This is a genomic window from Mesorhizobium sp. WSM4841, from assembly GCF_055811515.1.
In genome coordinates this window covers 1-25,717 of record NZ_JBVVQC010000010.1, presented here as the reverse complement: position 1 = coordinate 25,717, position 25,717 = coordinate 1, and the positions used below count along the sequence as shown (strand labels likewise).

Genomic DNA, 25,717 nt, shown 5'->3' with positions numbered 1-25,717 from the left:
TTCTCTTCGCGCTTCTTGGTGAGCGGCTTTCGGAATCTTGGTTTCTAGCTCACTCCACAATCACCGCTGTCTCCACCACCGCGTGGAACAGCACGTCGGCGCCGGCCGCCGCCCAGTCCTTGGAGATCTCTTCGGCTTCGTTGTGCGACAGCCCGTCGACGCAGGGGCACATCACCATCGCCGTCGGCGCGACGCGGTTGATCCAGCAGGCGTCATGGCCTGCGCCGGAGACGATGTTGCGATGCGTATAGCCCAGGCGCTCTGCCGCATCCCGCACAGCCTTGACGCAGCCCGCGTCGAAGGTGACAGGATCGAAATGGCCGACCTGGTCGATTTGATATTGGATGTCGAGCGCTTCGCAGATTGTGTCGATGCCTTCGCGGATGCGCCCGTCCATGGCGTCGAGCACCTCCTTTTCCGGAGAGCGGATGTCGATGGTGAACACGGTGTGGCCGGCGATGATGTTGCGCGAGTTCGGATAGACCTCCATGTGGCCGACCGCGCCGACGGCGTCGGGCTGATAGTCCATGGCAATCTCGTGCACCAGCTCGATTACCCGCGCCATGCCGAGCCCGGCATTGCGGCGCTTCGGCATCGGCGTCGAGCCGGTATGCGCCTCCTTGCCGGTCAGCGTCACCTGCAGCCATTTCAGCCCCTGGCCATGGGTGACGACGCCGATGTCGATGCCCTCGTCCTCGAGGATCGGGCCTTGCTCGATATGCAGCTCGAAGAAGGCGTGGATCTTGCGGTCACCGACTTTCTCGGTGCCTTTCCAGCCGATGCGTTCGAGCTCCTCGCCGAACTTCTTGCCGTCCTTGTCGACATGCGAATAGACATCGACCTGGTCGAGGACGCCGGCGAAGACGCCGGATGCCATCATCGCCGGCGCAAAGCGCGCGCCTTCCTCGTTCGTCCAGTTGGTGACGACGATCGGATGTTTGGTCTTGATGTCGAGCTCGTTCAGCGACCGCACGATCTCCAACCCGCCGAGCACGCCGAGCACGCCGTCATACTTGCCGCCGGTCGGCTGGGTGTCGAGATGGCTGCCGACATAGACCGGCGGCAGATCGGGCTCGGTGCCTTCGCGGCGGGCAAACATCGTGCCCATCTCGTCGACGCCCATTTCGAGCCCCGCCGCCTCGCACCAGCGCTTGAACAGATGCCGCCCCTCGCCGTCCGCGTCGGTCAGCGTCTGGCGATTGTTGCCGCCGGCAATGCCGGGGCCGATCTTCGCCATCTCCATTATCGAATCCCACAAACGGTCTGAATTGATTCGCAGATTCTCGCCGGGAGCGGCCATTCAAGTTCCTCTCATCTCTTCGCATACAGGGCGACGGTTCCCGTCGCCGCCCTATAGGTTGTGGAGTATCTAGTCCACCGCCCTCAGCACTTCACGCACATGGTCGATCAATTCGTTGATCTGGCCCTTGGTGATGATCAGCGGCGGCGACAGCGCGATGATGTCGCCGGTGGTGCGGATCAGGGCGCCGCGCTCGAACGCCTTGACGAAGGCCGAGAAGGCACGCTTGGTCGGACTGCCGGGAATGGGCGCCAGCTCGATCGCGCCGATCAGGCCGATGTTTCTGATATCGATGACGTTCGGCTCGCCCTTCAGCGAATGCAGCGCGTCTTCCCAATACGGCGCCAGTTCCTCGCCGCGGGTCAGCAGCCCCTCTTCCTTGTAGGTGTCGAGCGTGCCGAGGGCTGCCGCACAGGCGATCGGATTGCCCGAATAGGTGTAGCCGTGGAAGAATTCGATCATATGCTCGGGGCCGGTCATGAAAGCGTCGTGGATTTCCTTCTTGACGAACACCGCGCCCATCGGGATGACGCCGTTGGAGACGCCCTTGGCGGTCGTCATAATATCGGGCGTGACGCCGAAATAGTCGGCGGCGAACGGCGTGCCGAGGCGGCCGAAGCCGGTGATGACCTCGTCGAAGATCAGAAGGATGCCGTGCTTGGTGCAAATCTCGCGCAGCCTCTCGAGATAGCCCTTCGGCGGCAGGATAACGCCAGTGGAACCGGCTACCGGCTCGACGATGACGGCCGCGATGGTCGACGCATCATGCAGCGCGACGATGCGCTCCAGCTCGTTGGCCAATTCCGCGCCATGCTCGGGCACACCCTTGGTGAACGAGTTCTTCTCCGGCAGATGCGTGTGCGGCATGTGGTCGACGCCGCCAAGCAGCGTGCCGAACATCTTGCGATTGGTGACGATGCCGCCGACCGAGATGCCGCCGAAATTGACACCGTGATAGCCGCGCTCGCGGCCGATCAGGCGGGTGCGTGAGCCCTCGCCTTTGGCGCGGTGATAGGCGATCGCCATCTTCAGCGCGGTCTCGACCGATTCCGAACCGGAATTGGTGAAGAACACATGGTCCATGCCCTTCGGCGCCAGGTCGACCAAACGGTTCGCCAGTTCGAAGACGATCGGGTGGCCCATCTGGAACGCCGGCGCATAGTCGAGTTCGGCGGCCTGGCTCTGGATCGCCTCGGTGATCTTCGGCCGGCAGTGGCCGGCATTGACGCACCACAGGCCGGCGGTGCCGTCGAGAACCTTGCGCCCGTCGCTCGTCGTGTAATGCATGTCCTTGGCTGACACCATCATGCGAGGCGCCTGCTTGAACTGCCGGTTTGCCGTGAACGGCATCCAGAATGCGCTGAGATCGTTCGGCGTGACTTTCAGCCGGTTGGACATGACCAAGGCTTCCCCTTGTAACCTGTTTCGGTGCGGCTAACGCTTGGTCTTCCCGACACTTGGTCTCTGCTGCGTTTTCGTGCTACGCAAATTTTTGACCGGTTGGACAAACGTTAGCACCGCCCTGTCGGCGGTCAAGGGATTACTAGCGGAAATGCGGCAGCTGAAGCGCGCTCCACAGGCAGGAGAAAAACTGGTCCAGAGAATTGGTCCAGACGACCCTCGCGGCAATGTCCTGCGGGGATGACGATTGGCATGGACACCCCCGCCCCTCGCCGCACCCGCATTCAGCAGGAAAAACGCGAGCTGATCCTGGAGGCGGCGCTCGAGGTCTTCTCAACCAACGGCTTTCGCGGCTCGACCATCGACCAGATCGCCGAAGCCGCCGGCATGTCGAAGCCGAACCTGCTCTACTATTTCCGCCGCAAGGAGGACATCCACGAGACGCTGATGCAGCGGCTTCTGGACACCTGGCTGGCGCCGCTGCGCGAACTCGACGACATCGGCGATCCCTTGACCGAATTGCGCAGCTACATCAGGCGCAAGCTCGAAATGGCGCGCGATTTCCCTAGGGAAAGCCGGCTGTTCGCCAACGAGATCCTGCAGGGCGCGCCGCGCATCATGCCGATGCTGGAAGGCGAGTTGAAGACGCTGGTCGACGAGAAGGCCGCCGTCATCAAAGGCTGGATGCGCGCCGGCAAGATCGCCCGCACCGACCCCTGGCACCTGATCTTCTCGATCTGGGCGACGACGCAGCACTATGCCGATTTCGACGTTCAGGTCCGCGCCGTGCTCGGCCCCAACCGAGGCGGCGACGGCCGCTTCGAGGACGCCGCAAGGTTTCTCGAGCAATTGTTCATCGACGGGCTGAAGCCGAAAAGCTGACCTCGATAGTTCAGGCGCTGCGCCGCTCGGCGGCAAGCGCCAGGTGCTGACCTGCGACGGCGGTCTGCGATTTGCAGCGTAAGTGCGCACGGTTGCAGACGAAGGCTCAATCGGACGTCAGGCCGGGCCAGAAGGCCAGCGCCATTAGCCCGGCGATAATGGCATACCAGACCGCCGTATGGGTTGCCTTCATGATCGGCCGCCCCACTTCCCGTGCCCGGTTCGGATGCAGGGGGTCATACATGACCTTTACCGCCGCTCCGACCGAACCAGTCATGTTATTGACCGGCAAATGCGATTCAAAGCGCCAGATCTTGCCGAGGCGATCGGCGAATTCGATGGTCGGCGTCCTGGGCGAGTCGTCCGACATCTTTATCTCCACCACCTTGCCTGTCACATAGACGCGACGGTGCCGAAGCACGAGATCGCCATAGGTGTGGGGAACGACAAGCACCAGGAAAAAGAGACCGCAGACGAAGCACCAGAGTTGGATATCGCTCGGAAAATAGCCGAATGTTTCGGCAAGCGCCCGAAGCGGCGAGAGCGCGAGGTGAAAGGCCTGCGAAACGCTTCCCCAGAAGCTATTCCAGCTTTGCTCCATAAAGGCTCCGACAAGCGAAACTGAGCCAATCATACGAGGCAATCGCAACGGAGCGATTAATGCGCAGATGACAATTCATACCATATCGGCTGCGCGATTCTCCTTAAAGCGCCTGGCCCATCAGCGCTAGGAATCCTCCGGTCAGCGCGACATTGCCGACAAAGCCGTTGATGCGGGACGCGCGCTCGGGTCCCTGATGATCCCAGAAATTATGGAACATCGGGGTGGCGACGACAAGGAACAGCACCAGGCACAGAGCGGCGGCAGCGGTCCAGACACCTGATATCACCAGCGCTCCGGAAACGATCTGCAGGACGATCCCCAGCCACAGCATCAGCCGCGCCTGCGGCACGCCGCGTGTCGTCATCATCTGGGTCAGGAAGCCTGCATTCTGGATATTGCGCAGGCCGGCAAAGACGAACGCCCCACCAAGCAGCAGGCGGGCGGCAAGAAGAATCTCATTCTCAAAATTCGACAACATGCTCTTGATCCCAAAGCAAAAAGAGACGCGCGGCGTAAAGGCCGCGCGTCAGGTCCGTCCGCTCAAGCGGCCTTGGCCGCCGCTACCGGATGAATGGCGTGGAAGGGAACGCAGAGCCGATTCCAGGTGTTGATCATGCCGATCGCGACGGACAGCTTGACCAGTTCCTCTTCTGAGAAGTGCTCGAGCGTTTTTGCGTAGAGATCGTCCGACACGCCGCTGTCGGCGATCTTCGTCACCGCGTCGGTCCAAGCGAAGGCAGCGCGTTCGCGCTCGGAAAACAGCGGCGATTCCTTCCAGGCAGAGACGAGATAGAGCCGCTGTTCGGTCTCGCCATCGTGGCGCGCCTCGCGGCTGTGCATCTCGACGCAATACGAACAGCCATTGATCTGCGACGCCAGCAGCTTGATCAGGTGCAGCAGGCTTGCCTCCAACCCGCATTCGTCGACCGCCTTGTTGAGCGCCGACACAGCTTTCATGATTTCCGGCGCCGCGCCGAAGAATTGCAGCCTCTGCTTCATCGTCATTACCTTTCACGCTTGCTTGGTTGAACTGGATTTCTGCGGTCGCTGATGGCGCTCGACAAAGGCGCAGTTCGCGGCGACTGAACGGGGGTCGGCATCGCTCCTATATCCCGCCACGATGTCGGACAGCCGGGCCTCGGCGAGGGCGGCGCGATAGGCGCGCTCCGCCTTCAGCATCGCGACGCTGATGCCGCAGGGTTTGACATAGACCGAGGCATCGAGCCTGGCCGGCCCGCGCTGACGGATTTCGCCGCAGCGGAAGGCCGGCTCGCGTCCTTCCACGGCGAGCACGATGTCGAGCAGCGTTATGCGCTCAGCCGGCCGCGCCAGCCGGTAACCCCCCGATGGGCCGGGCACCGATTCCAGGATGCCCGACGCCGTCAGCGCGTTGAGATGCTTGAGGAGATAGCTCGGCGACAGGCCGAACGCTTCAGCCATGGCAGCACCCGGCATGGTCGCTGCGCCTTCGACGCCGGCGAGCATGGTGGCGCAGTGGATGGCCGCTTCGACGCCCTCGCCCAGCTTCATTGTGCTGATCTCCAATTCATGGATATATCTTATCGTGGATAAATTTTATCCGCAATACGAAATCGAGAGTCTCTCGACTGTGAATGGGATGGCTGCCCTGCCCGCGATTTTATCCGATCGATGGAGCCGCCCCTCATTGCCCTGCCGGGCATTTCTCCCCGTAGAACGGGGAGAAAGACGCCGGCATCGAAGTTTTCGCCAATCTCCAGCGTTGCAGAATAGAGAGCCAAGGCCGCGGCCAGCGGGCTTCTCCCCGTTTACAGGGAGAAGGTGCCGGCAGGCGGATGAGGAGCAGCGCCGACCTCAACGGCTGCACTGCTAAAGCGCCACCGACAGTGCTCCCACACGGTGTGAGAGATAAGAAAGGTCGCCCCGTCCGCCCCTATTCCGCCGCTACCTTCGCCATCGGGTTGTTCGGATGCGTCGTCCAGTTGGCGTAGACCGGCGACACCGGTCTGCCGGTGCGCTGGTCGATCACGCCGGCCGCCAGCGGCTCCATGGTGATGCAGTTCTCCACCGGGCAGACATTGACGCAGAGATTGCAGCCGACGCATTCAGCTTCGATCACTTCGAAATGCCTGACGCCATCGACGATTGCGGTGATTGCCTGGTGCGCAGTGTCCTCGCAGGCGATGTGGCAGCGGCCGCATTTGATGCAGGCCTCCTGGTCGATATGCGCCTTGGCGATGTAATTGAGGTTGAGATACTGCCAGTCGGTGACGTTGGGCGTGGCGCGGCCGACGATGTCGTCGAGCGAGGTATGGCCCTTCTCGTCCATCCAGTTTTCCAGGCCGGCGATCATCTCCTGCACGATCTTGAAGCCATAGGTCATCGCCGCCGTGCACACCTGAACATTGCCGGCGCCGAGCGCCATGAATTCGGCGGCGTCGCGCCACGTGGTGATGCCGCCGATACCGGAGATCGGCAGCCCATGCGTTTCCGGATCGCGGGCGATCTCGGCCACCATGTTCATGGCGATCGGCTTCACCGCCGGGCCGCAATAGCCGCCATGCGAACCCTTGCCGTCGATCGTCGGCTCCGGTGCGAAACTATCGAGATTGACCCCGGTGATCGAATTGATGGTGTTGATCAGCGACACCGCGTCGGTGCCGCCGGCAAGGGCGGCACGCGCCGGCTTGCGTATGTCGCTGATGTTGGGCGTCAGCTTGGTGATCACAGGCATGCGGGTGTTGGCCTTGCACCAGCGCACCACCATTTCGATGTATTCCGGCACCTGGCCGACCGCCGAGCCCATGCCGCGTTCCGACATGCCATGCGGGCAGCCGAAATTGAGCTCGATGCCGTCGGCTCCCGTCTCCTCGACCACCGGCAGGATCGCCTTCCACGCATGCTCCTCGCAAGGCACCATCAGCGAGACGACAATGGCGCGGTCGGGCCAGTCCTTCTTGACCTGCTTGATCTCGCGCAGATTGACCTGCAGGTCGCGGTCAGTGATCAGCTCGATGTTGTTCAAGCCGAGCAGGCGGCGATCGGCGCCCCAGATCGCGCCGTAGCGCGGGCCGTTGACGTTGACCACCGGCGGCCCCTCTTCGCCGAGCGTCTTCCATACCACGCCGCCCCAGCCCGCCCTAAAGGCGCGGATGACGTTGTAGGCCTTGTCGGTCGGCGGCGCCGAGGCCAGCCAGAACGGATTCGGCGATTTGATGCCGACGAAATTGTTGCTTATGTCTGCCATGCTCATGCCCTCCCGTTCGAGGTCAGTGCCCGGTGGATCGATTCAGCCGCGTCGCGGCCCTGTGCGACGGCGGAGACGGTGAGGTCGTCGCCGCCAAAAATGCAGTCGCCGCCGGCCCAGACATTGGCCAGCGAGGTGCGGCCTTCGGCATCGACCTTGATGCGGCCGGCTTCCAAAGCAAGCAAGGCCCCGCTGCCGTTGAGCGCAGCCGGAACAAAGCTCTGGCCGATCGCCTTGAACACCTGGTCGGCGGTAAGCGTCAGCCGCTCGCCGGTGCCGACGAGCTTCTCGCCCTTCATCGCCGTATATTCGAGTTCGATGCCCGAGACCTTGCCGCCTTCGGCAATGACCCGCTTCGGCTGCAGCCAATGACGGATGGTGACGCCGTTGGCGGCGGCCAGATCCTGCTCGAATTCGGAAGCGTTCATGTGCTCCTGCCCGCGCCGGTAGCAGATCGTCACCTCTTCGGCGCCGAGCAGCTTTGACTGCACCGCTGCGTCGATCGCCGTCATGCCGCCGCCGATGACGACGACACGCCGGCCGACCGGCAGGCTGGCAAGATCGCTGGCCTGGCGAAGCTCGGCAATGAACTCCACCGCATTGGTGACGCCTTGCGCCTCCTCGCCGTCGGCGCGCAGCGCGTTGACGCCGCCAAGCCCCATGCCGAGAAACACCGCGTCGTAATTCCTGGTCAGGTCCGACAGCTGGTAGTCGCGGCCGAGCGCCTTGCCATTCTGGATGTCGATGCCGCCGATCGACGTGATATAGTCGACCTCGGCCTGGGCGAAATTGTCGATGCTCTTGTAGGCGGCGATGCCGTATTCATTGAGGCCGCCGGCTTTCGGGCGGGCTTCCAGGATGGTCACGTCATGTCCGTGGCGGGCGAGCCGATGAGCGGCGGCAAGCCCGGCCGGTCCGGCGCCGACCACGGCGACCGTCTTGCCGGTCGGGGCGGCGCGCCGGTAAAACTGCTTATTCTCAGCCATGGCGACATCGGTGGCGTAGCGTTGCAGGCGCCCGATCTGCACCGGCTTGCCTTCCGCTACTTCGCGCACGCAGACCTCTTCGCACAGTGTCTCGGTCGGGCAGACGCGGGCGCACATGCCGCCCAAAATGTTCTGGTCGAAAATCGTCTTGGCCGAGCCGATCGGATTGCCGGTCGAGATCTGGCGGATGAACAGCGGGATGTCGATTGAGGTCGGGCATGCGTTCATGCACGGCGCGTCATAGCAGAAATAGCAGCGATCGGACTCGACCAGCGCCTCGTGATGATCGAGTGGCGGGTGCAGGTCGGAAAAATTATCCGCATATTGTTCAGGCGAAAGCCGGCCGCCGGCGATGCCCTGCTTGAAATGACCAGTTGCCATTCCGCTTCCCCATTCTTGTGGTTTTGCCGAAGGCTAACACGTTTTATTTTTTTATCAATTGGTCAATTTTCGACGCAAGCCGCTGAAAAGGCTTGACAAAAACATGATATATACACTCATGTTTTAAATCTCAATCCAAAGCGACCGAGATAGGCTTGCCGTACCGATAGGGTCCTTTTGTCGTAGCTAACTCCCTCGATTGGCGATAGCGTCCAGATGTCGCTTACAAGGGGCTGGGATTCAAGGGAATGAAAAGAATATTTGGAACCATTGTCGCAGCCTCGATGGCATTCACGAGTCAAGTGCTTGCGATGACAGAAGGCGAATTGAAGGAAATGACGGCGTTCATCATAAACGCCAATGGCCTCTTATGCGCCGAGGTGACCGACATCAGGCCGCTTCAGCTTGACGGCCAATTTGAAGTCACATGCATTGAGTATCGAGGAGGAAGCGGTACCGTCCGCTATATTATGAACGCGAAACAGGGTACTGCCTTCAAGGCATAACAGTTGGGAGACGTCGCTTCACAGCAGATGCGGCGCGCCGAGCTGTCCAGCAGCACGAATACGGCATCAGGATCCTGTCCGCGGTTTCAGCGCCCGGAGTAGCGGTGATCTGACTGTTGATGTCACGTAGGATCTGTTCCGGCGTTTTCGACGTGAACGTCCGGGCTCAGGGCCCGGATAGGAGGCCGACATCAAGGGCACGGCCATGGATCGACCTGATCTCCTTCGCGACCAGCTCCTGCAGCCGCCACAGATTGCGGTCGCGAATGCCGAATTCTTCCAGATGATGGACAGTGTTGTAGAGATATTCGGCGCCGGACCCGACATGCCCGCACGCGCGCGCCAGCACTTGCGCTACCCTCTCCAGCGGCTGGTTGAGCGACGTCCCCCGGCCGGTCACACCGACCCAGAAGCCCAGCGCCCGCAGTGAACCTTGAGCCGTACGCACCGGAAGCCATCTGACCGAGCCGACGCTCTCGTGATCGTCGATCTCGCGCCGCAACAGTCTTTCGATCTGTAGCGGCTTTTCTCCCTCCGGCAAGCGGTAGATCACACCATCGCATCGCCCACCTCGTTCGAGCGCCATCATTAGTCCCGGCTGCGCAGCGCTGCCGCGCCAGCGGGCGATGTCGAGGCAGAAGGACCGGTGCCAGCCGAAAGCGGTTGCGCGCTGTCGTTCGACGGACTCGAAAGCCGGCTTCCAGATCAGCGAGCCATAGGCGAACACCCACAAGGGGCCCGCGTCTGCTTCATCAGATAGCCGCGACGCGAGGGTTTGGAAGTCCTCATCGTTCAGTTGCGTCCAGCTGCCATCGGGACCGGGATCGGCCTCCTCCCGATGGCATAGCGCGACAAGCTCTGAAGTGAGCGACATCCGACGCATGGATCAACACCCCCCGTTGGACGATAAGCAAAGTCGAAAACCGCAGCATGCGCAAGATTGCGAACGAAGGGTGCCTTGCCGCCATCGATTTCTGGCCCAGATGTCGGAATTCCGTCGCGAAGATCATCCTAGAATGGATCACGCATGATCGATCACTGGAAACCCAAGGAGCACGACAATGCCAAAGTCCCCGATGCCCTTCTTCTGGTACGAACTGATGACCACCGATCTCGACGCCGCCGAGGCGTTCTATACCGATGTGGTCGGCTGGAAGGCGCAGGCCTTCGATGGCGCGCCCGGCATGCCGCGCTATATTGTCATGAATGTCGGCGAGCGCGGCGTCGCCGGGCTGATGGCCCAGCCGGACGAAGTGCGCAAGATGGGCATGCCGCCGGCCTGGGTCGGCTACATCCACACCAGGGATGTCGATGCCTCGACGAAATCGTTGAAGCAGGCCGGCGGTACGGTTCATCGCGAACCCGATGACATTCCGGGCGTCGGCCGCTTTGCCGTCGTCGCCGATCCGCAAGGCACGGCCTTCAACTTCCTGCAGCCAAACGGCCCCGACCAGCCGCCGGTGCCGGCCACCACTCCCGGCCATGTCGGCTGGCATGAACTCTACACGACCGACTGGCGGGCTGCGTTCGATTTCTATTCCGGCCAGTTCGGCTGGACCAGGGGCGACGCCATGGATATGGGGCCGATGGGCATCTACCAGCTCTTCGCCGCCGGCGGCGAACCTATTGGCGGCATGATGAACAAGCCCGAGCAGATTCCCGTGCCGGTCTGGCAGTTCTATTTCAACGTTCCGGCCATCGACGCGGCGGCCAAGCGGGTGACCGACAATGGCGGCAAGATCCTGATGGGCCCGATGGAGGTCCCCGGCGGCGGCTGGATCGTGCAGTGCACGGATCCGCAAGGCGCTCATTTCGCGCTGATGGCGCCGGTACGGTAGGCGTCCTGACCAACTGAGTGCTGCCGCTGGATCATTCCAGCGTCAGCACCGCAACTTTGAGACCGGCCTTTTGGCCCGCTGAGTTGGACGGTCGCGGCATCGGCTATGTGTCGTTCGGCGACGGCAAGAATTGGGAGCGCGAGTTAGCGAAAGAGCTTCGGGGAGCCGGAGTACCATTCGATCCGGGTGACGTTCTTTAGGCGAAATCTATCGTGCCCATGGCGGCGGTTCGCCCGCATTTCGCGCTGATCGCGCCGGGACGCTGAACCGGCCCCGATACCTATCAAAATTGAACAGCCGCACCGCACCGTTGGTGCGATGCGAGCAAATGAATTGCCTCAGGGCGCGCAAAGTCATTCCGGCGCCAGCACCGCAATCTTAAGGGTCTCTTTCTTGGCGCCGCTGAGCTGAATGGTCGCCGGGCCGGCGGCCAGCTTGAAGCGCATGCTCTTGCGGATCCCCGGACAGGTCTTCATACCGCTGAAAGCCGCCAACTTCACGGCTTTGCCGTCCTGAACGACATCGATCCAGGCCTCATCAGACAGGCTGATCTGGAGCTCTCCCTCAGGGGGCACGGCCACGCTTGCCGTCGTGCCGAATGTACCGGCTGCCGGCGCGCGTTCCGGCGGAACGGTGAAGCTGATCGTGTCGACCGGCGCCAACGCCACATCTGCAGCCTCGCCGACCGAAAGGTCAGCCCCGGGCTGCGCGGCAGGCGCTGCCGCAAACAGGGCCTCCTCGCGCGTCACCGGCCATTTGAAAGCAGCACAGCCGGCGTCGTCGGCCGTGGCGACGCAGGTGCCTGCAAGGATGGCGAATAGGCTGACGAGGACTTTTCTCATGGCAAACGGAACCCACATGGTTTGGAGTGTCTGGCAATCAATACAACTATAGCGATTTTTATGCAACCCTAGCGAGAATAAAAGGACGAGGAACATTCCAATCACCGGTTGTTGATGGCAGGCCATGCGAAGTGAATGGCTGTTCGCCGGTCCCGGCGCCTTGGCGCTGGACAACCGCCGCAGCGCTTGAGCCGCCACAAACGGCGCCTTCATCCCCGCATCCGCTCGAGATTCGCGTCGAACAGCGGCGTCGGCTGCACGCGCGCGGGATAGCGCTTACCCAAGAGCTCGATCTCGAAACCGTCGGCCTCGTCGGCGATTTCCTTCGGCACGTAGCCCATAGCCACGGACGTCTTCGAATGATGCGCGTAGCCGCCTGACGTGACCCAGCCGCGCACGGCGCCGTCGAACCAGATCGGTTCGTCGCCGATGACGTCGGCGTCTGCCGCATCGACGGCAAAGGCGCGCAGCCGCAGCTTGCCGCCTTGCTTGCGCTCAGCCAGTGCAGCCTGCTTGCCGATGAAATCGGTTTCTTTCCCGTAGGCGACGAAACGGTCGAGCCCGGCCTCCAGCGGACCATAGATCGGCCGGTATTCGCGCGCCCACGAGCCGTAGTTCTTCTCCAGCCGCAGCGCATTGAGCGCGCGCGAGCCGAACAGACCGATGCCGAATTCTTCGCCAGCCGCCATCAGGGTCTGGTACGCGGCACGCTGATATTCCGGCGCCACCCAGATCTCGTAGCCGAGATCGCCGGTGTAGCTGACTCGGCCGACCAGGCACGGCGCCATGCCGATATCCACCTTGCGGATGGCCATGAACGGAAACGCCGCATTCGACACATCCGCCCGCGTGACTTTTGCCAGCACGTCCCGCGCCCTCGGACCGGCAATCGACAGGCCAGTCAGTTTCGCCCCCAGCGCCTCGATATGGACCGAGCCATCTTGCGGCAGATGCGCCTCGAACCAGCGCATGTGATACTGCTCGGCAATGCCGGAGCCGGCGAGGAACCAGTCCTCCCCGTTGGAATTGGGGCTGCCGAGATTGGCCAGCGAGAAATCGCCGATCAGCCTGCCATCTTCTTTCAGCATCGGCGCCAGCGTCAGGCGGCCGGGCTTTGGCAGCTTGCAGGCAAGCAGGCGGTCGAGCCAGGCCGCCGCGCCCTCGCCTGTCACCCTGTATTTGGCGAAGGACGAGATTTCCGACAGGCCGACACTTGTCCGCACTGTCCTCACTTCTTTTGCAACATGCTCGAAATCGCTTGAGCGCCGCCACGAGAACTCGTCCCTGACGCCCTCGGGCGCATACCACAGCGGCACTTCCAGCCCAAAGGCCACGCCCCATTGCGCGCCCTTGGCCGACAAAAGGTCGTAGACCGGCGTGGTCTTGAGCGGCCGCCCGGCAGGCAGCTCCTCATTGGGGAAGCGGATGGAAAAACGCCGCGAATAATTCTCGCGCACCTTGGCGTTGGTGTAGGCCCTCGTCGCCCAGTCGCCGTAGCGCGAGACATCCATCGCCCAGATGTCGGCGCCGGGATCGCCCTCGATCATCCAGTTCGACAGCGCCAGGCCGACGCCGCCGCCCTGCGAAAACCCGGCCATGACGCCGCAGGCGACCCAGAAGCCCGGCAGGCCGCGCACCGGCCCGACCAGCGGGTTGCCGTCGGGCGCGAATGTGAAGGGGCCGTTGATGATCTGCTTGATGCCGGTGTTCTGGAAGGCCGGAAAATGGCGGAAGCCGACTTCCAGCGATGGCGCGATGCGGTCGATGTCAGGCTCCAGCAGTTCGTGGCCGAAATTCCAGGGCGTGGAAAATTCGGACCATGGCTTGTTGGCCTTCTCATAGGTACCCATCAGCATGCCGCCGCGCTCCTGGCGCAGATAGAGTTCGCCGTCGAAATCGACCGCATGGATGATCTCCGTGCCAGTCTTCTGGTTCCAGGCGGCAACCTCCGGCATGTCCTCGGTGATCAGGTACATGTGCTCCATGGCCAGCACCGGCAATTCCAGCCCGACCATGCGGCCGACCTCGCGCGCCCACAGGCCGCCGGCGTTGACGACATGCTCGGCGATCACCTCGCCCTTGTTGGTGATGACGCGCCACAGCCCGTCGGCGCGGCGCACGATGTCCTCGACCTTGGTGAAGCGTTCAACCTCGGCGCCGAGCTTCCTCGCGGCCTTTGCATAGGCGTGGGTGACCCCCGATGGATCGAGATGGCCATCCTCCTTGTTGCGGACGGCGCCGACGAACTGCTTCGGGTCGAGCAGCGGCATCAGCTCGGCCGCCTCATCAGGCGAAATCTCCTCGAGGTCGATGCCGAGATAGCGTCCCTTGGCGACGACGCCGCGCAACCAGTCGAGCCGCGCCTCGGTCGCCGCCAGAAGCACGCCGCCGGTCAGGTGGACGCCGGTCGCCTGGCCGGACAGCTGCTCGATCTCCTTGTACAGCGAGATCGTGTATTTCTGCAGCTTGGCGACGTTGGGATCGCCATTGATCGTATGCATGCCGCCGGCCGCGTGCCAGGTCGAACCGGAAGTCAGCTCGTCGCGCTCCAGAAGCACGATGTCGGTCCAGCCGTGGCGGGCCAGATGGAACAGCACGGAACAGCCGACGACGCCTCCGCCAATGACCACGACCTTTGCATGCGATTTCATGGGTTTTCTCGTTATTTCAGGGAGTTGGAGGGGAACGATGAATCGGGGCGGGAGGAGCCAAGCCACACGAGCGCAAGCCTTCGACCATCACGGCTCGCCCTGCCCGATCGCTTCCTTGCGCCTGGCCACATACGCCTCCAGCGCCTCACGCACGGAAACATCCATCGTCGGCTCGACATGGTCTTCCAGCGCTTTTTTCCACAGCCGCGTCGCCCGCGCGGTGGCGTCGAGCCCGCCGGCCTCCTGCCAGGCCTCGTAGTTCTGCCAGTTGGAGAGTATCGGCTGGTAGAAGGCGGTGGCATAGCGTTCCAGCGTGTGCGGCTCGCCGAAGAAGTGGCCGCCGGTCGGCACCGCACCCAGCGCCTCGACGGCGAGTTCCGCCTCGTTGACTTCGATCGGGCGCAAAAACTCCATCATGTGCTGGATCATCTCGACGTCGATAATGAACTTCTCGAATGACGCGGTCAGCCCGCCTTCCTGCCAGCCGGCAGCGTGGTAGACGAGATTGCCGTGGCCGAGCACCGCGCCCCACAGCGCCATCAGCGTCTCATAGGCGCCTTGCGCGTCAGCGGCGTTGGAGGCCGAGCCCGGCGTCGTCCGGTATGGCAGTCGATAGTGCCGCGCCAGCTGCCCGGAGGCGATGTTGGCCTTGGTGTTCTCCGGCGTGCCGAAGGCCGGTGCACCGGACTTCATGTCAACATTGGAGGTGAAGGCGCCATACATGACCGGGGCGCCAGGGCGGACAAGCTGCGTCAAGACCACACCGAACAGCGCCTCGGCGTTCTGTTGCGCGAGCGCGCCGGCAAGCGTCACCGGGCTCATCGCCCCCATCAGCGTGAACGGCGTTACCGCGACCGATTGGCCGAACTCGGCCATGGTCATCAGCCCTTCGGCCATCATCTCGTCGAAGCGGCGCGGCGAGTTAACCGAGATGATGGTGGTGACGCCTGGATCGTCGCGCATCTCATCAAGCGTCAACCCTCGCGAAATCGCCATCATTTCGATGCCGTCCAGCGCCCTGCCGCGGCCGATCGCCGAGACGTGAAAACTTTTGTCGGTCAGCGTCAGATTGGCGAAATAGGTGTCGAGGTGGCGGGAATTGGCCGGCAGTTCCACCGGGGCGCAGACCTGGTTGCCGAGCATGTGGATGCAGTTGAAATGCTGCGCCAGCCGGGTGAGATCACAATAGTCGCGCAAATTGCCGGCGCGGCGGCCGCGTTCCATGTCGTGCACGTTGGGAGGTCCGGCGACGAGCGTAAAATTGATGGTGTTGCCGCCGAGATGAACGGCACGGACCGGGTTGCGCGGCGTCAGCGTATAGCTCGACCGCGTCGCCCCCACTGCCTCGTCGACCATGCCGCGGTCGATGCGGACAGTCATCGACGTATGATCGACCTTGGCCCCAGCCTTCTCGAACAGCGAAAGCGCCCGCGGGCTCATCACCTCGATGCCGAAATTCTCCAGGATGTGCATCGACGCCTGATGGATCGCCTCGATCTGGTCGGCCGAGAGCATCGCCATTGGCGGATAGGGATTCGTCACGCGCCGCAGCGGCAGTTGCGGGATGGCGGCCGGCCCCCTGTTGCTGGTTCGCTCAGCGCCGCGCTTGCGTCTCGGTTCGGTCATGCGGCGCATCAAAGCGCCGGCACGACGACCGGGCTGTCGGAAATCCGCCACCAACGGGCGTGATTTTAGCCAAGGCGGCATTTTGGTAGCTTCATGCCGACAAAAGCGACGGAAAACGTCGGAATATCTATCCTCGTTCTGAACCGACCAAAGCGGCCGATGGGTCGTTAAGGAACGCAGCAAGATTCCTTTTATGTTTTCGGCCTAATCCTCCTCCAATGGGTAGGTCGAGTTTTAGTAAAATTGTAGCTGTTACCGTGCTGCTGGCGCTGTCGGCCTGCGCGACGCCGCCGAACCATATCAACGATGTCTGCGCCGTGTTCGACCAGAATGACGGTTGGTTCGACAACTGGCAGGCGGCGGCCGAACGCGCCGAACAGAAGCACGGCGTGCCGGTTCCCGTGCTGATGGCGACTGTGCGCAAGGAATCCGGCTTCAAGAGCAACGCCAGGCCGCCGCGCACCAAGCTTCTCGGCTTCATTCCCTGGAAACGTGTCTCCAGCGCCTCCGGCTTCTCGCAGGCGCTTGACGGCACCTGGGCGCAGTATCAAAGCGAGACGGGAAGTTGGGCGGCGCGCCGCACCAGGTTCGCCGATGCCGTCGATTTCGTCGGCTGGTATCATTCCAAGACCGCCGAAACGCTCGGCGTCGCCCGAAACGACACCTACAATCTCTATCTGGCCTATTATCTCGGCTGGACGGCCTATGGCCGCGGGAACCGCGGCGATGCCGGGGTGCAGCGCTATGCGCGGGCCACCGAGCAGATGGCTCGGGACTACGCCGCGCAGCTACGCCAATGCGCGCCTTGACGGCGTCTCGGACCTAGCCATCCGTCAGCTTCGGCCTTTTGCCGCGTGGACGCTTGGGCGGAACGCCGGCAAAGCCCGGACCGACGCCGTGCGGCGCGTCGTCCGGCACGCCTTCATTGGCGGCATGCTCCTTGTCGAACTTGATCACCGGCTCCATTTTCGCCAGCACGTCGTCGGCAAGCCAGCACAGGCTCATATGACCGTCGCCGAGATTCTTCACTGGCGGCACCTGCGTCTCACAAAGATTGTCCGGCACCAGCTTCTTGTAGCCGCAGCGCGTCTGGAACGGACAGCCGGTTGGCGGGTTCATCGCCGACGGAATGTCGCCTTCCAGCACGATGTGCTTCTTGATCACGCTGGTGTCGGCGATCGGAATCGCCGACAGCAGCGCTTCGGTATAGGGATGATAGGGCGGCGAAAAGATCTGGTCGGTCGTGCCCTGCTCGACGATATAGCCGAGATACATGACGACGACGCGGTCGGCGATGTAGCGCACCACTGACAGGTCGTGGCTGATGAACAGCATCGTCGTCTTGTTCTTGCGCTGGATGTCCATCAAAAGCTCAGTCACCGCCGCCTGCACCGACACGTCGAGCGCTGAGACCGGCTCGTCGGCCACCACCACCTTGGCGTCGCCGGCAAAGGCCCGCGCCACGCCGATGCGCTGCTTCTGGCCGCCTGAAAGCTGGCGCGGCTTGCGGGTCTCGAACGCCCGCGGCAACTTCACCAGGTCGAGCAGCTCCAGCATGCGCTTGCGGCGGTCGGCGACGGTGTTGCCGACATTGAACTTTTCCAGCGTGCGGATGATCTGCGAGCCGACCGTGTGGCTGGGGTTGAGCGTGTCGAACGGATTCTGGAACACCATCTGGATCGACGACACCGTCTCGACGCTGCGCTTCTCGACGCCGGTCGACTGGATCTGTTGGTTGCCGAGCGTCACGCTGCCGGAGCTTGCTGTCTCCAGTCCGAGCAGCACCTTGGCCAGCGTCGACTTTCCGCAACCGGACTCGCCGACGATGGCGACGGTCTCGGATTCGCGTGCCATGAAGGAGATCGTCTCGTTGGCCTTGACGACGCGGCCCTCGCTCGAGCCGAACACTTCGCTGCCGCCGACCTTGTAGTACTTTTTGAGATCCTCGATCTTGAGCACCGGCGCGCCGGGCTCGACGCGCTCGTTGACCTTCTTGGCGCCGGGCGGCAGCGCCTCCCAGTCGATCTCGTTGAAGCGCACGCAGCGCGAAAAATGGCCTTCGTGGCCGTCGACCGCGATCATCGGGATTTCGGCGGCGTTGCAGACACCCTCGACGAAATGGTGGCAGCGGGGGCCGAAATTGCAGCCCTTCGGCCGCTCGTGCGGCAGCGGCAATTGCCCCGGGATGGAGATCAGAGGCCGCGAATTCTTGTCGGCGCCGGGCAGCGGGATCGAGCGGAACAAGCCTTGCGTGTAGGGATGGCGCATCCGGTCGAAGACGTCCTTGATCTTGCCGGTCTCCACCGCTTCGCCCGAATACATCACCGTGATGCGGTCGCAGGTTTCCAGGATCAGGCCGAGATTGTGCGACACGAAGATCATCGAGGTGCCGAACTTCTCGCCGAGCCCTTTGACCAGGTCGACGATGCCGGCTTCCACCGTCACGTCGAGCGCCGTCGTTGGCTCGTCGAGCAGGAGCAGCGCCGGCTTCGACAGCAGCGCCATGGCGATGACGATACGCTGTTGCTGGCCACCGGAAAGCTGGTGCGGAAACGAGCGCATCATGCGCTCGGGATCGGGCAGCCTGACCGAGCGCACCATTTCCAGCGCGCGTCGATAAGCCTCTTCCTTCGACACCTTGTCGTGGATCAGCGGCACTTCCATCAGTTGCTGGCCGACCTTCATCGCCGGGTTCAGGCTGGCCATCGGCTCCTGGTAGATCATCGCGATCTTGTTGCCGCGGATGGCGCGCAGTTCCTCGTCGGACAGCTCGCCCATGTCCTTGCCCTGGAACTTTATCCGGCCGCCGACGATCTTTCCGATGTTGGAGAGATCGCGCATGATGCCGAGCGACACGGTCGACTTGCCGCAGCCGGATTCACCGACGATGCCCATCGCTTCGCCAGGCATGACCGTGCAGGAGAAGTCCATAACGGCCGGTATCTCACCCTTGCGGGTGAAGAAGGAGATCGACAGGTTCTCGATCTCGATGATCGGCCCATTGGTCGGCTTGGCGGGATTTCGAACTGCCTCATTCATGGGTCGCTCCAATCCTTGTTCTTCTAAATAGGGTCGAAGACCCGTCCATCAATCTTTCATCGATTGTTCACGCAGCGAGTCGGCCAAAAGGTTCAGCCCCAGCACGAACGACATCAGCGCGATTGTCGGCGGCAGCGCCGGATGGATGAAGGAGCGCAGCAGCCGGCTGGCATCCTTGATCGCGGTGCCCCAGTCCGGGCTCTCGGGCGCCAGCCCCAAGCCGAAATAGCCGAGCGTGCCGAGCAGGATCGTGGTGTAGCCGATGCGCAGGCAGGCGTCGACGATCAGCGGCCCGCGCGCATTGGGCAGGATCTCCCAAAGCATGATGTACCAGGGCGATTCACCGCGCGTCTGCGCCGCCGCAACATAGTCGCGCGTCTTGATGTCCATGGTGAGGCCGCGCACGATACGGAACACGCCCGGGCTGGAGGCGAACACCACCGCCACGAAGATGTTGAGCTGGTTGGGATCGATGTGGATGATCCTGAACGGGTCGGCGTCGAAGACCAGGCCGGCATAGACCCAGCCGCCAATGATCAGCGTCAGTCCCAAGAGGATGTAGAGGCGGTCGGACCGTTTCTTGTAGCGCGTCCAGAACAGCACGCTGAAGAAGATGATCGGGAACAGGAAGAACAGGCCGGCCATCGCATAGGGAATCGGCGTGTCCATGATGCCCGGCGTCACCAGCAGGTAGAACAGGAGGATCACCGGGAAGGCGAGCACCAGGTTGGCGAGGAAGGACAGCACCGTATCGATCTTGCCGCCATAGTAGCCGGCCGGCAGGCCAAGCGTGATGCCGACCATCAGCGCGAAACCGGTCGCCGCCGGCGCGATGATCAGCACGATCTGGCTGCCATAGACCATGCGGCTGAACACGTCGCGGGCGAGCTTGTCGCCGCCGAAGAGGTAGACAAGTCCCGATTGCGGCTCGATCGCGCCCGGCAGCGCATCCTTCATGATCGCCACCTGGGCAAGCGGATTGAAGGGCGAGATGGTCGACGCGAAGATCGCCGTGAACAGCCAGAACAGGCAGATGCCGACGCCGACGATGCCGACGCTGCTGTCGAAGAGCTGACCGTAGAGGCCAAGCCGCTTCTTGTAGGCGAAGCTCGCCCCCATCACCAGGACGAGGGCGATCCAGACCGGCCAGAAACGCGCAAGCACGCCAAGCACCACATTGAAGGCGCCGATATATTCAAGCAGCATCCGCCCGATCCCCTATTGAACTCTGATACGCGGATTGAGAAACGCGTAGCCGACATCGGAAATGAGCTGTGTGATCAGGACGATGAGCACCGAGACCAGCGAGCAGCCGAGCAGAAGATCGATGTCGTTGTTGCCGGCCGCCTCGACCAGCGTGTAGCCGAAGCCCTGATAGCGGAACATCACCTCGACGATGACGACGCCGGTGAGCAGCCAGGGAAATTGCAGCATGATGACCGTGAACGGCGCGATCAGCGCGTTGCGCAGCGCGTGCTTGACCACGACGCTGCCGAAGGAGAGGCCCTTCAGCCGCGCGGTGCGGATATATTGCTGCGTCATCACCTCGACCATCGAGGCGCGGGTCATTCTTGCGATGTAGCCGATGCCGTAGATCGCCAGCGTCATCACCGGCAAGGTGAAGTTGTAGAAGGTGATGCCCCGGCTGGCCGAAGCCGCCGAACCGTTCAGCAGGCCGAGCCATGAGGCGAAGATGACGGTAAAAATGACGCCCGACACATATTCGGGCGTCGCCGTCGAGGCGATCGAGGCGACGGACAATGTCCGATCGGTGCGCGAGCCCTCGCGCATGCCGGCGAGGATCCCGATCAGAAGCGAGATCGGCACCATCACCACAAGCACCCAGAACATCAGGATGCCGGTGGCGCCGAGCGCCGGGAAAAGCTTCGATGCCACCGTCGTCTTGAACTTGGTCGAGCAGCCGAAGTCACCCTGCAGCACGCCGGAGAACGTCGGCTCGACAGGATCGTTGCAGAAGGAAAAACGTCGCGCGGGTTTGCCCGTTGCCGGGTCTGTGACCGGCTGTTTGGGCACGATACCCAGCCATTGGCCATAACGGGAGAAGAAATTCTGGCGGTAGCCATGATTGACCAGCCAGCTTTCGAGCTGCTCGGCCGAGGTGTGCATTTCAGTCTGGCTGATCGCCAGCTTTTTCAGGTTGGGGTCGAGATTGATCAGGAAGAACACGACCATCGTCAGGCACAGCATCGTCAATGCCATGGTGCCGAGGCGTCGAAGGATGAAAGAAAGCATGGCGGTCCCCCTGCCGGTCTGGTTGGGGTTGAGGCCGGCTTGGAGCCAACTCAGCCGCTATCGGCAGAGCTGGCTGTCAAACGGACCCTCAGAATGCGATCAACCCTGTCTTATTGCACGCCCCTATCCGAAGAGTCCGCGCTTTTCTTTGCTGCGCCTACTTTCGGTTGTGGAATCATGCATGGCGTGGGTGGAAGGGGCGAACCGCCCCTTCCACGATCGATCCGATCAGGCCTCGTCGAGCCAGACCTTGCCGTAGTCGCGCTCGAAGGTCGGGTGCATGGCGTAGTTCTTAACACCAGCCACCGAGTGACTGTAGAGCTTGCGCCAGTAGGGCTGGATGATGATGCCGGAATCCTGCAGGATCTGCTCAATGTCCTTCATCATCTCCTTGCGCTTGGCGGCGTCGGCGACCGAAAGCGCGGCGTTGAGCTTGGCATCCCATTCGGGATTCGACCAGGCGGTTTCGTTCCAGGCTTCGCCGGTGCGGTAGCCGATCGCCAGAACCTGGACGCCGAGCGGCCGCATGTTCCAGTTGGTCATCGACAGCGGATACTTCGTCCAGTCGTTCCAGAACGTCGAACCCGGCAGCACCGTGCGCTTCACCTTGATGCCGGCGTCGCGCATCTGCGCGGCGATCGCATCGCCGGTATTCTTGTGCCAGTCTTCGTCGACCGTGATCAGCTCGTGCTCGAAATCGGCCTGACCGGCTTCCTCCATCAGCGCCTTCGCCTTGGCCGGATCGCGGGCAATCTTTGGCAGCTCGTAGTATTCCGGATGGACCGGGCTGACATGGTGGTTTTCGGCGACAGTGCCGGCATTGCCGTTGCCGAGCTGGAGCACGACAGCGTTGTCTACCGCGAGCTGCAGCGCGTTGCGGACCTTCTGATCGTCATAAGGCTTGTTGGCCACATTGGTGCGGCAGACGATGGTCGCTGCGGTGACCACCTCGTACTTGACCAGGTCGACACCGTCGAGGATCGACACATAGTCGGCCGACGTCTCGAAATTGGTATGGACCTCTCCGGATTCGAAGGCGCTGACCGTGGCCGCCGGATCGGTGCCGTAGTCGATGAACTCGATGCCGTCGAGAAAGACCTCGCCGTCCCACCACTTGTTGTCTTCGCGGCGCTTGTAGACGACTTTTTGGCCGACATCGTAGGAGACGAGTTCGAACGGGCCGGTGCCGATCGGGCAGGCTTTGAAATCACCACCCTTTTCGTCGAAGGTCTTGTGGACGATGAGACCGGGATAGTCGCACACATTGGGGATGAGCGCGATATCCGGCGTGCTGAGCTTCAGCTTGACCGTCAAATCGTCGACCTTGGTCACCGCGCTCTCATCCAGCTTGTCGTCCTTGACCAGCGAGCCGAGACGACCGGGCATGGAATTGCCTTCGGCCTTCTTGTCGGCCCAACGCTTGAAGTTGAAGATGACGTCGTCCGCGGTGAACGGATCGCCGTTGTTCCAGGTGACGCCCTTGCGCACATGCAGGGTGTACTCGGTGGCATCGTCGTTGACGTCCCAGCTCTCGAGCAGGTAGGGGCGGAACGTGTATTCGGTTGTGTACTTGACCAACGGCTCGAGTGCCTGGCGCTCGGCATTGGCGATTTCCGACCAGTCGGCCTTGCGCGGATCCTTCGCATCCTTGATCCACATAGCGACCTTCAGTATGCCGCCCTTCTTGCCCTGTACGTCCTGCGCTCTCGCTGGCGTCGGGTCGGCGAGGCCGAGCATACCATAGGCCATCGCCGTAGACGCGCCGAAGACGCTGGCCAAAGCGAGAAACTCGCGGCGATCGACACGTCCGGCCCTGGCTTCTTCGGCCATTGCATGGATGTGATCCGGAACGCGATCGCCATTACTCTTGTAGATTGTCATCACGAACTCCCATTGTTGGCTTTCTGCCTTTTACCATTCCGCATCCGGGCCATGATGTCAAAAACGGCACGGGTTGGGAACATGCCAAGGAATGTGCAACTTTGGAAGGGAAGCAGTTCGCGTGATAACGACAGTCTTGGCGCAAAATTGCTATTGCCCGGCAGATTTCGTTCGAATCTCCGGCATCGATTAAACTGAGACATTCACGACAGCGCCGCGCGTCCTGCTGGGCGCGCAAAGGACGCTGTAGCACTTTGATTTGCGCATAATTCCTAACCGAAAATCGATTCCGATTTTCGGCGTCATGCGCGAAACTTTGCACAGCGCCAGCCGATCCCGGACAGGGTGCCAGAACGGCGACGACCGTCGGATTGCCAGACCCTTTCGCGTCGGCCGGCTTCAGTACTCGCGCTCGTAGAAAACGCCGCCCTTGGCTTCGCCGGCGTCGGTGGCCTCGCCGCGCAATTTGACGCCGCGCCCGACGTCGAGATCGATCGCCGCCTTGCCCGAACCCGGCTTGTCGCCCTTCTGGATCGTCACATAGGTGCGGTCGTTGAGGTATTTGCCCGCCGACACCGCGGTGCCGCCCTCTTCGTCGGTGATGACGTCGAGATCGTCGACGCCGATCGCGCTGCGCAAGTTCTGGAGCAGCGAGGTCGAGCCGCCGACACCGGCCAGCTGCGCGGCGGCTTCGGCAAGCTGAGCGATCTGCAGCGGCGACAGGTTCGACATCGAGCGGCCGAAAATCAACTGCGCCAGGACCTCGTCTTCCGGCAGCGCCGGCACCGACGAGAAGTTGAATTTCGGATTGGTCGCCTCGCCCGATACCACGATGGTGACGGTGGCGCTGCTCGTCGTCGATGTCGCCGTGAGGTTGAGATAAGGCACCAGCGAGCCTGAAAAGCCGACCGTGCCTTCGGTGAAGGTCAGCCGCTTGGCGAGGATCGTCAGCCGCCCGCGCTGCAAGGTGAAGGTGCCGACGGCTTGCGGCGACGATGCCGGGCCGGTCAGCCGCAGCGAACCGCCAAGCTCGGCATCGACACCCCTGCCCTGGATAAATATCTGGCTCGGCGCGTTGACCGTGACATCGAGGTTGAGGCCGCCGCCACCGCTGCTGCCGCTCGCCGTCGCCGGGCGCAACGCTTTGTCTTGTGCGCGCACGGCTGCCGGTGCGTTCCTGTGCTTGACGTTGAGCGCCGCCAGCGAGCCCGGCAGCTTTTCGGGAACGGTGATGACGGTTTTGGCCAGGTTGATCGTACCCGAGATCACCGGCGCCGACGCGAGCGGCCCCTTGATGGTCAGGTCGCCACTGAGATTGGCAGTGACCACCCTGCCGTCGGTGTAGCGGCCGTCGACGAGCTTGACCGACAGATCGGCCGGAAAACCTTGCGCCGGATTGATGCCGACCGTGCCGCTGGCCGACAGGCTGCCGCGCGTCGACAAATTGCCGGTCAAGCGGTTGATCCTGGCCACGCCACCGCCGATCGCCACATCGGCGGTGATATCGTTGATCGCAAGTCCCGAGCGTGCATCGATCAGGCGGGCACCCGACGTGCGGACCGTGCCTGTGATCACCGGCGACGTCGCCGGGCCGCGCACCTTCAAATCGACGTCGGCCGTGCCGCTCAACGACAGGCCTTGCGCGGCGAGTGTCCGGGTGAGGAAGGCGAACGGCACCTTGCCGGAAAAGTCGAGATCAAGGGTGGGCGTGCCTGATGTCGTCATCGTGCCGCCGCCCTTGAGGCCGAGACCGGCGGCATCGCTCATGTTGGCGTCGAAGGTCAGTCTGTTGCCCGAATACGTGCCGGAGGACGAAACGCCCATGCCGCCGAAACCGGCACCGCGGGTCTGCGACGTCTGGACGCCTGCGGCGTCGATCTTGAAGGCGACGGCCGGATTGGTCGGCGCGCCCGTCACCTTCACCGTGCCCGAGATCGAGCCGGCGGCATCGAGGCCCGGCGAGAAACTGTTGGCGAGCGACATCGGCACCCGCGCCAGAGTCGCGTTGAGATTGAGCGCCTCCCCGACCTTACCCGAAACCGTCGCCGTGCCGCCGCCGAGGTTGAGCGCGAGCCGATCCAGGCTGGTGGTGCCGTTGGCGATGGTGATGGTCGAGGCCTGCGCGATCGCTGCTTTGATGCCGCGCATGGTCGCCTGGCCGGAGGTGAGCTCGACCGTCGTCGTGCCGTCGGCGATCCTGACGCGGCCGGCGGCCCTGGCCGGAATGTCCTTGACGGTGGCGCCGCCGGAAAAGCCTGTCCAGTCGCCGTCACGCTTGAGATCGACATCGATGCCGCGAAT

The 25,717-nt window shown here is 62.7% G+C and carries 21 protein-coding genes; 4 read left to right on the top strand and 17 right to left on the bottom strand.

Going from position 1 to position 25,717, the window contains the following annotated elements; translation table 11 throughout:
* Nucleotides 1-49 precede the first annotated feature (49 nt).
* Together AC0L14_RS14320 and aptA are read right to left on the bottom strand one after the other, a co-directional pair.
* Complete coding sequence (locus AC0L14_RS14320; RefSeq protein ID WP_473526544.1) at nucleotides 50-1,300, bottom strand: Zn-dependent hydrolase; 1,251 nt, start codon at nucleotides 1,298-1,300, stop codon at nucleotides 50-52.
* Nucleotides 1,301-1,369: 69 nt separating this feature from the next.
* Nucleotides 1,370-2,698, bottom strand: a complete 1,329-nt coding sequence (gene aptA / locus AC0L14_RS14315) for an omega-aminotransferase AptA (RefSeq protein ID WP_095492228.1) — start codon at nucleotides 2,696-2,698, stop codon at nucleotides 1,370-1,372.
* Nucleotides 2,699-2,953: 255 nt separating this feature from the next.
* Between aptA and AC0L14_RS14310 the strand changes: the two genes are divergently transcribed.
* Complete coding sequence (locus AC0L14_RS14310; protein WP_473526543.1) at nucleotides 2,954-3,583, top strand: TetR family transcriptional regulator C-terminal domain-containing protein; 630 nt, start codon at nucleotides 2,954-2,956, stop codon at nucleotides 3,581-3,583.
* Nucleotides 3,584-3,689: 106 nt separating this feature from the next.
* Here the strand turns inward: AC0L14_RS14310 and AC0L14_RS14305 are convergent, their stop codons facing one another.
* The 6 genes from AC0L14_RS14305 to AC0L14_RS14280 form a co-directional block, all read right to left on the bottom strand.
* A complete protein-coding gene (locus AC0L14_RS14305) occupies nucleotides 3,690-4,184 on the bottom strand; it encodes a DUF3592 domain-containing protein (protein ID WP_292191649.1) in 495 nt (164 codons plus the stop codon).
* Between the two features lie 103 nt (nucleotides 4,185-4,287).
* The gene (locus AC0L14_RS14300; RefSeq protein ID WP_473526542.1) at nucleotides 4,288-4,665 is read right to left on the bottom strand and encodes a DoxX family protein; all 378 of its coding nucleotides are present in this window, start codon (nucleotides 4,663-4,665) and stop codon (nucleotides 4,288-4,290) included.
* Between the two features lie 62 nt (nucleotides 4,666-4,727).
* A complete protein-coding gene (locus tag AC0L14_RS14295) occupies nucleotides 4,728-5,186 on the bottom strand; it encodes a carboxymuconolactone decarboxylase family protein (RefSeq protein ID WP_473526541.1) in 459 nt (152 codons plus the stop codon).
* A gap of 12 nt (nucleotides 5,187-5,198) precedes the next feature.
* On the bottom strand, nucleotides 5,199-5,717 hold the full coding sequence (locus AC0L14_RS14290; RefSeq protein WP_473526540.1) for an RrF2 family transcriptional regulator: 519 nt from the start codon (nucleotides 5,715-5,717) through the stop codon (nucleotides 5,199-5,201).
* A 382-nt stretch (nucleotides 5,718-6,099) separates the two neighbouring features.
* A complete protein-coding gene (preA, locus tag AC0L14_RS14285; protein ID WP_473749916.1) occupies nucleotides 6,100-7,413 on the bottom strand; it encodes an NAD-dependent dihydropyrimidine dehydrogenase subunit PreA in 1,314 nt (437 codons plus the stop codon).
* A gap of 2 nt (nucleotides 7,414-7,415) precedes the next feature.
* Nucleotides 7,416-8,780 carry an NAD(P)-dependent oxidoreductase gene (locus tag AC0L14_RS14280; RefSeq protein WP_473749915.1) on the bottom strand — a complete coding sequence of 455 codons (1,365 nt, stop codon included), beginning with the start codon at nucleotides 8,778-8,780 and terminating at the stop codon, nucleotides 7,416-7,418.
* Between the two features lie 248 nt (nucleotides 8,781-9,028).
* Between AC0L14_RS14280 and AC0L14_RS14275 the strand changes: the two genes are divergently transcribed.
* Nucleotides 9,029-9,286, top strand: coding sequence for a hypothetical protein (locus AC0L14_RS14275; RefSeq protein ID WP_473749914.1), 258 nt, complete (start codon nucleotides 9,029-9,031; stop codon nucleotides 9,284-9,286).
* Between the two features lie 166 nt (nucleotides 9,287-9,452).
* Here the strand turns inward: AC0L14_RS14275 and AC0L14_RS14270 are convergent, their stop codons facing one another.
* Nucleotides 9,453-10,169 (bottom strand): gamma-glutamylcyclotransferase, encoded by a 717-nt coding sequence (locus tag AC0L14_RS14270; RefSeq protein WP_473749913.1) that lies wholly within the window; start codon nucleotides 10,167-10,169, stop codon nucleotides 9,453-9,455.
* 178 nt (nucleotides 10,170-10,347) lie between these two features.
* Between AC0L14_RS14270 and AC0L14_RS14265 the strand changes: the two genes are divergently transcribed.
* Nucleotides 10,348-11,124 carry a VOC family protein gene (locus tag AC0L14_RS14265; RefSeq protein ID WP_473749912.1) on the top strand — a complete coding sequence of 259 codons (777 nt, stop codon included), beginning with the start codon at nucleotides 10,348-10,350 and terminating at the stop codon, nucleotides 11,122-11,124.
* 353 nt (nucleotides 11,125-11,477) lie between these two features.
* Here the strand turns inward: AC0L14_RS14265 and AC0L14_RS14260 are convergent, their stop codons facing one another.
* The 3 genes from AC0L14_RS14260 to AC0L14_RS14250 form a co-directional block, all read right to left on the bottom strand.
* Nucleotides 11,478-11,984, bottom strand: a complete 507-nt coding sequence (locus tag AC0L14_RS14260) for a hypothetical protein (RefSeq protein WP_473749988.1) — start codon at nucleotides 11,982-11,984, stop codon at nucleotides 11,478-11,480.
* A gap of 191 nt (nucleotides 11,985-12,175) precedes the next feature.
* Nucleotides 12,176-14,617: a GcvT family protein gene (locus AC0L14_RS14255; RefSeq protein ID WP_473749911.1), complete on the bottom strand. Its 2,442-nt coding sequence runs from the start codon at nucleotides 14,615-14,617 to the stop codon at nucleotides 12,176-12,178.
* A gap of 87 nt (nucleotides 14,618-14,704) precedes the next feature.
* Nucleotides 14,705-16,243: a trimethylamine methyltransferase family protein gene (locus tag AC0L14_RS14250; RefSeq protein WP_473749910.1), complete on the bottom strand. Its 1,539-nt coding sequence runs from the start codon at nucleotides 16,241-16,243 to the stop codon at nucleotides 14,705-14,707.
* Between the two features lie 218 nt (nucleotides 16,244-16,461).
* On the opposite strand from AC0L14_RS14250, the gene AC0L14_RS14245 reads away from it, so the two are divergent.
* Complete coding sequence (locus tag AC0L14_RS14245; RefSeq protein WP_473485183.1) at nucleotides 16,462-17,052, top strand: transglycosylase SLT domain-containing protein; 591 nt, start codon at nucleotides 16,462-16,464, stop codon at nucleotides 17,050-17,052.
* 13 nt (nucleotides 17,053-17,065) lie between these two features.
* Here AC0L14_RS14245 and AC0L14_RS14240 read toward each other — a convergent pair whose 3' ends face one another.
* From AC0L14_RS14240 to AC0L14_RS14220, 5 genes are all read right to left on the bottom strand, one after another.
* Entirely contained in the window at nucleotides 17,066-19,282 is a 2,217-nt protein-coding gene (locus AC0L14_RS14240) for a dipeptide ABC transporter ATP-binding protein (RefSeq protein WP_473749909.1), read from the bottom strand.
* A gap of 48 nt (nucleotides 19,283-19,330) precedes the next feature.
* Entirely contained in the window at nucleotides 19,331-20,488 is a 1,158-nt protein-coding gene (locus tag AC0L14_RS14235) for an ABC transporter permease (protein ID WP_473485181.1), read from the bottom strand.
* A gap of 12 nt (nucleotides 20,489-20,500) precedes the next feature.
* Nucleotides 20,501-21,535 (bottom strand): ABC transporter permease, encoded by a 1,035-nt coding sequence (locus AC0L14_RS14230; RefSeq protein WP_473485180.1) that lies wholly within the window; start codon nucleotides 21,533-21,535, stop codon nucleotides 20,501-20,503.
* Between the two features lie 228 nt (nucleotides 21,536-21,763).
* Nucleotides 21,764-23,416 carry an ABC transporter substrate-binding protein gene (locus AC0L14_RS14225; RefSeq protein ID WP_473485179.1) on the bottom strand — a complete coding sequence of 551 codons (1,653 nt, stop codon included), beginning with the start codon at nucleotides 23,414-23,416 and terminating at the stop codon, nucleotides 21,764-21,766.
* A gap of 399 nt (nucleotides 23,417-23,815) precedes the next feature.
* On the bottom strand, nucleotides 23,816-25,717 hold a 1,902-nt coding region (locus AC0L14_RS14220), incomplete at its 5' end, for a translocation/assembly module TamB domain-containing protein (protein ID WP_473749908.1).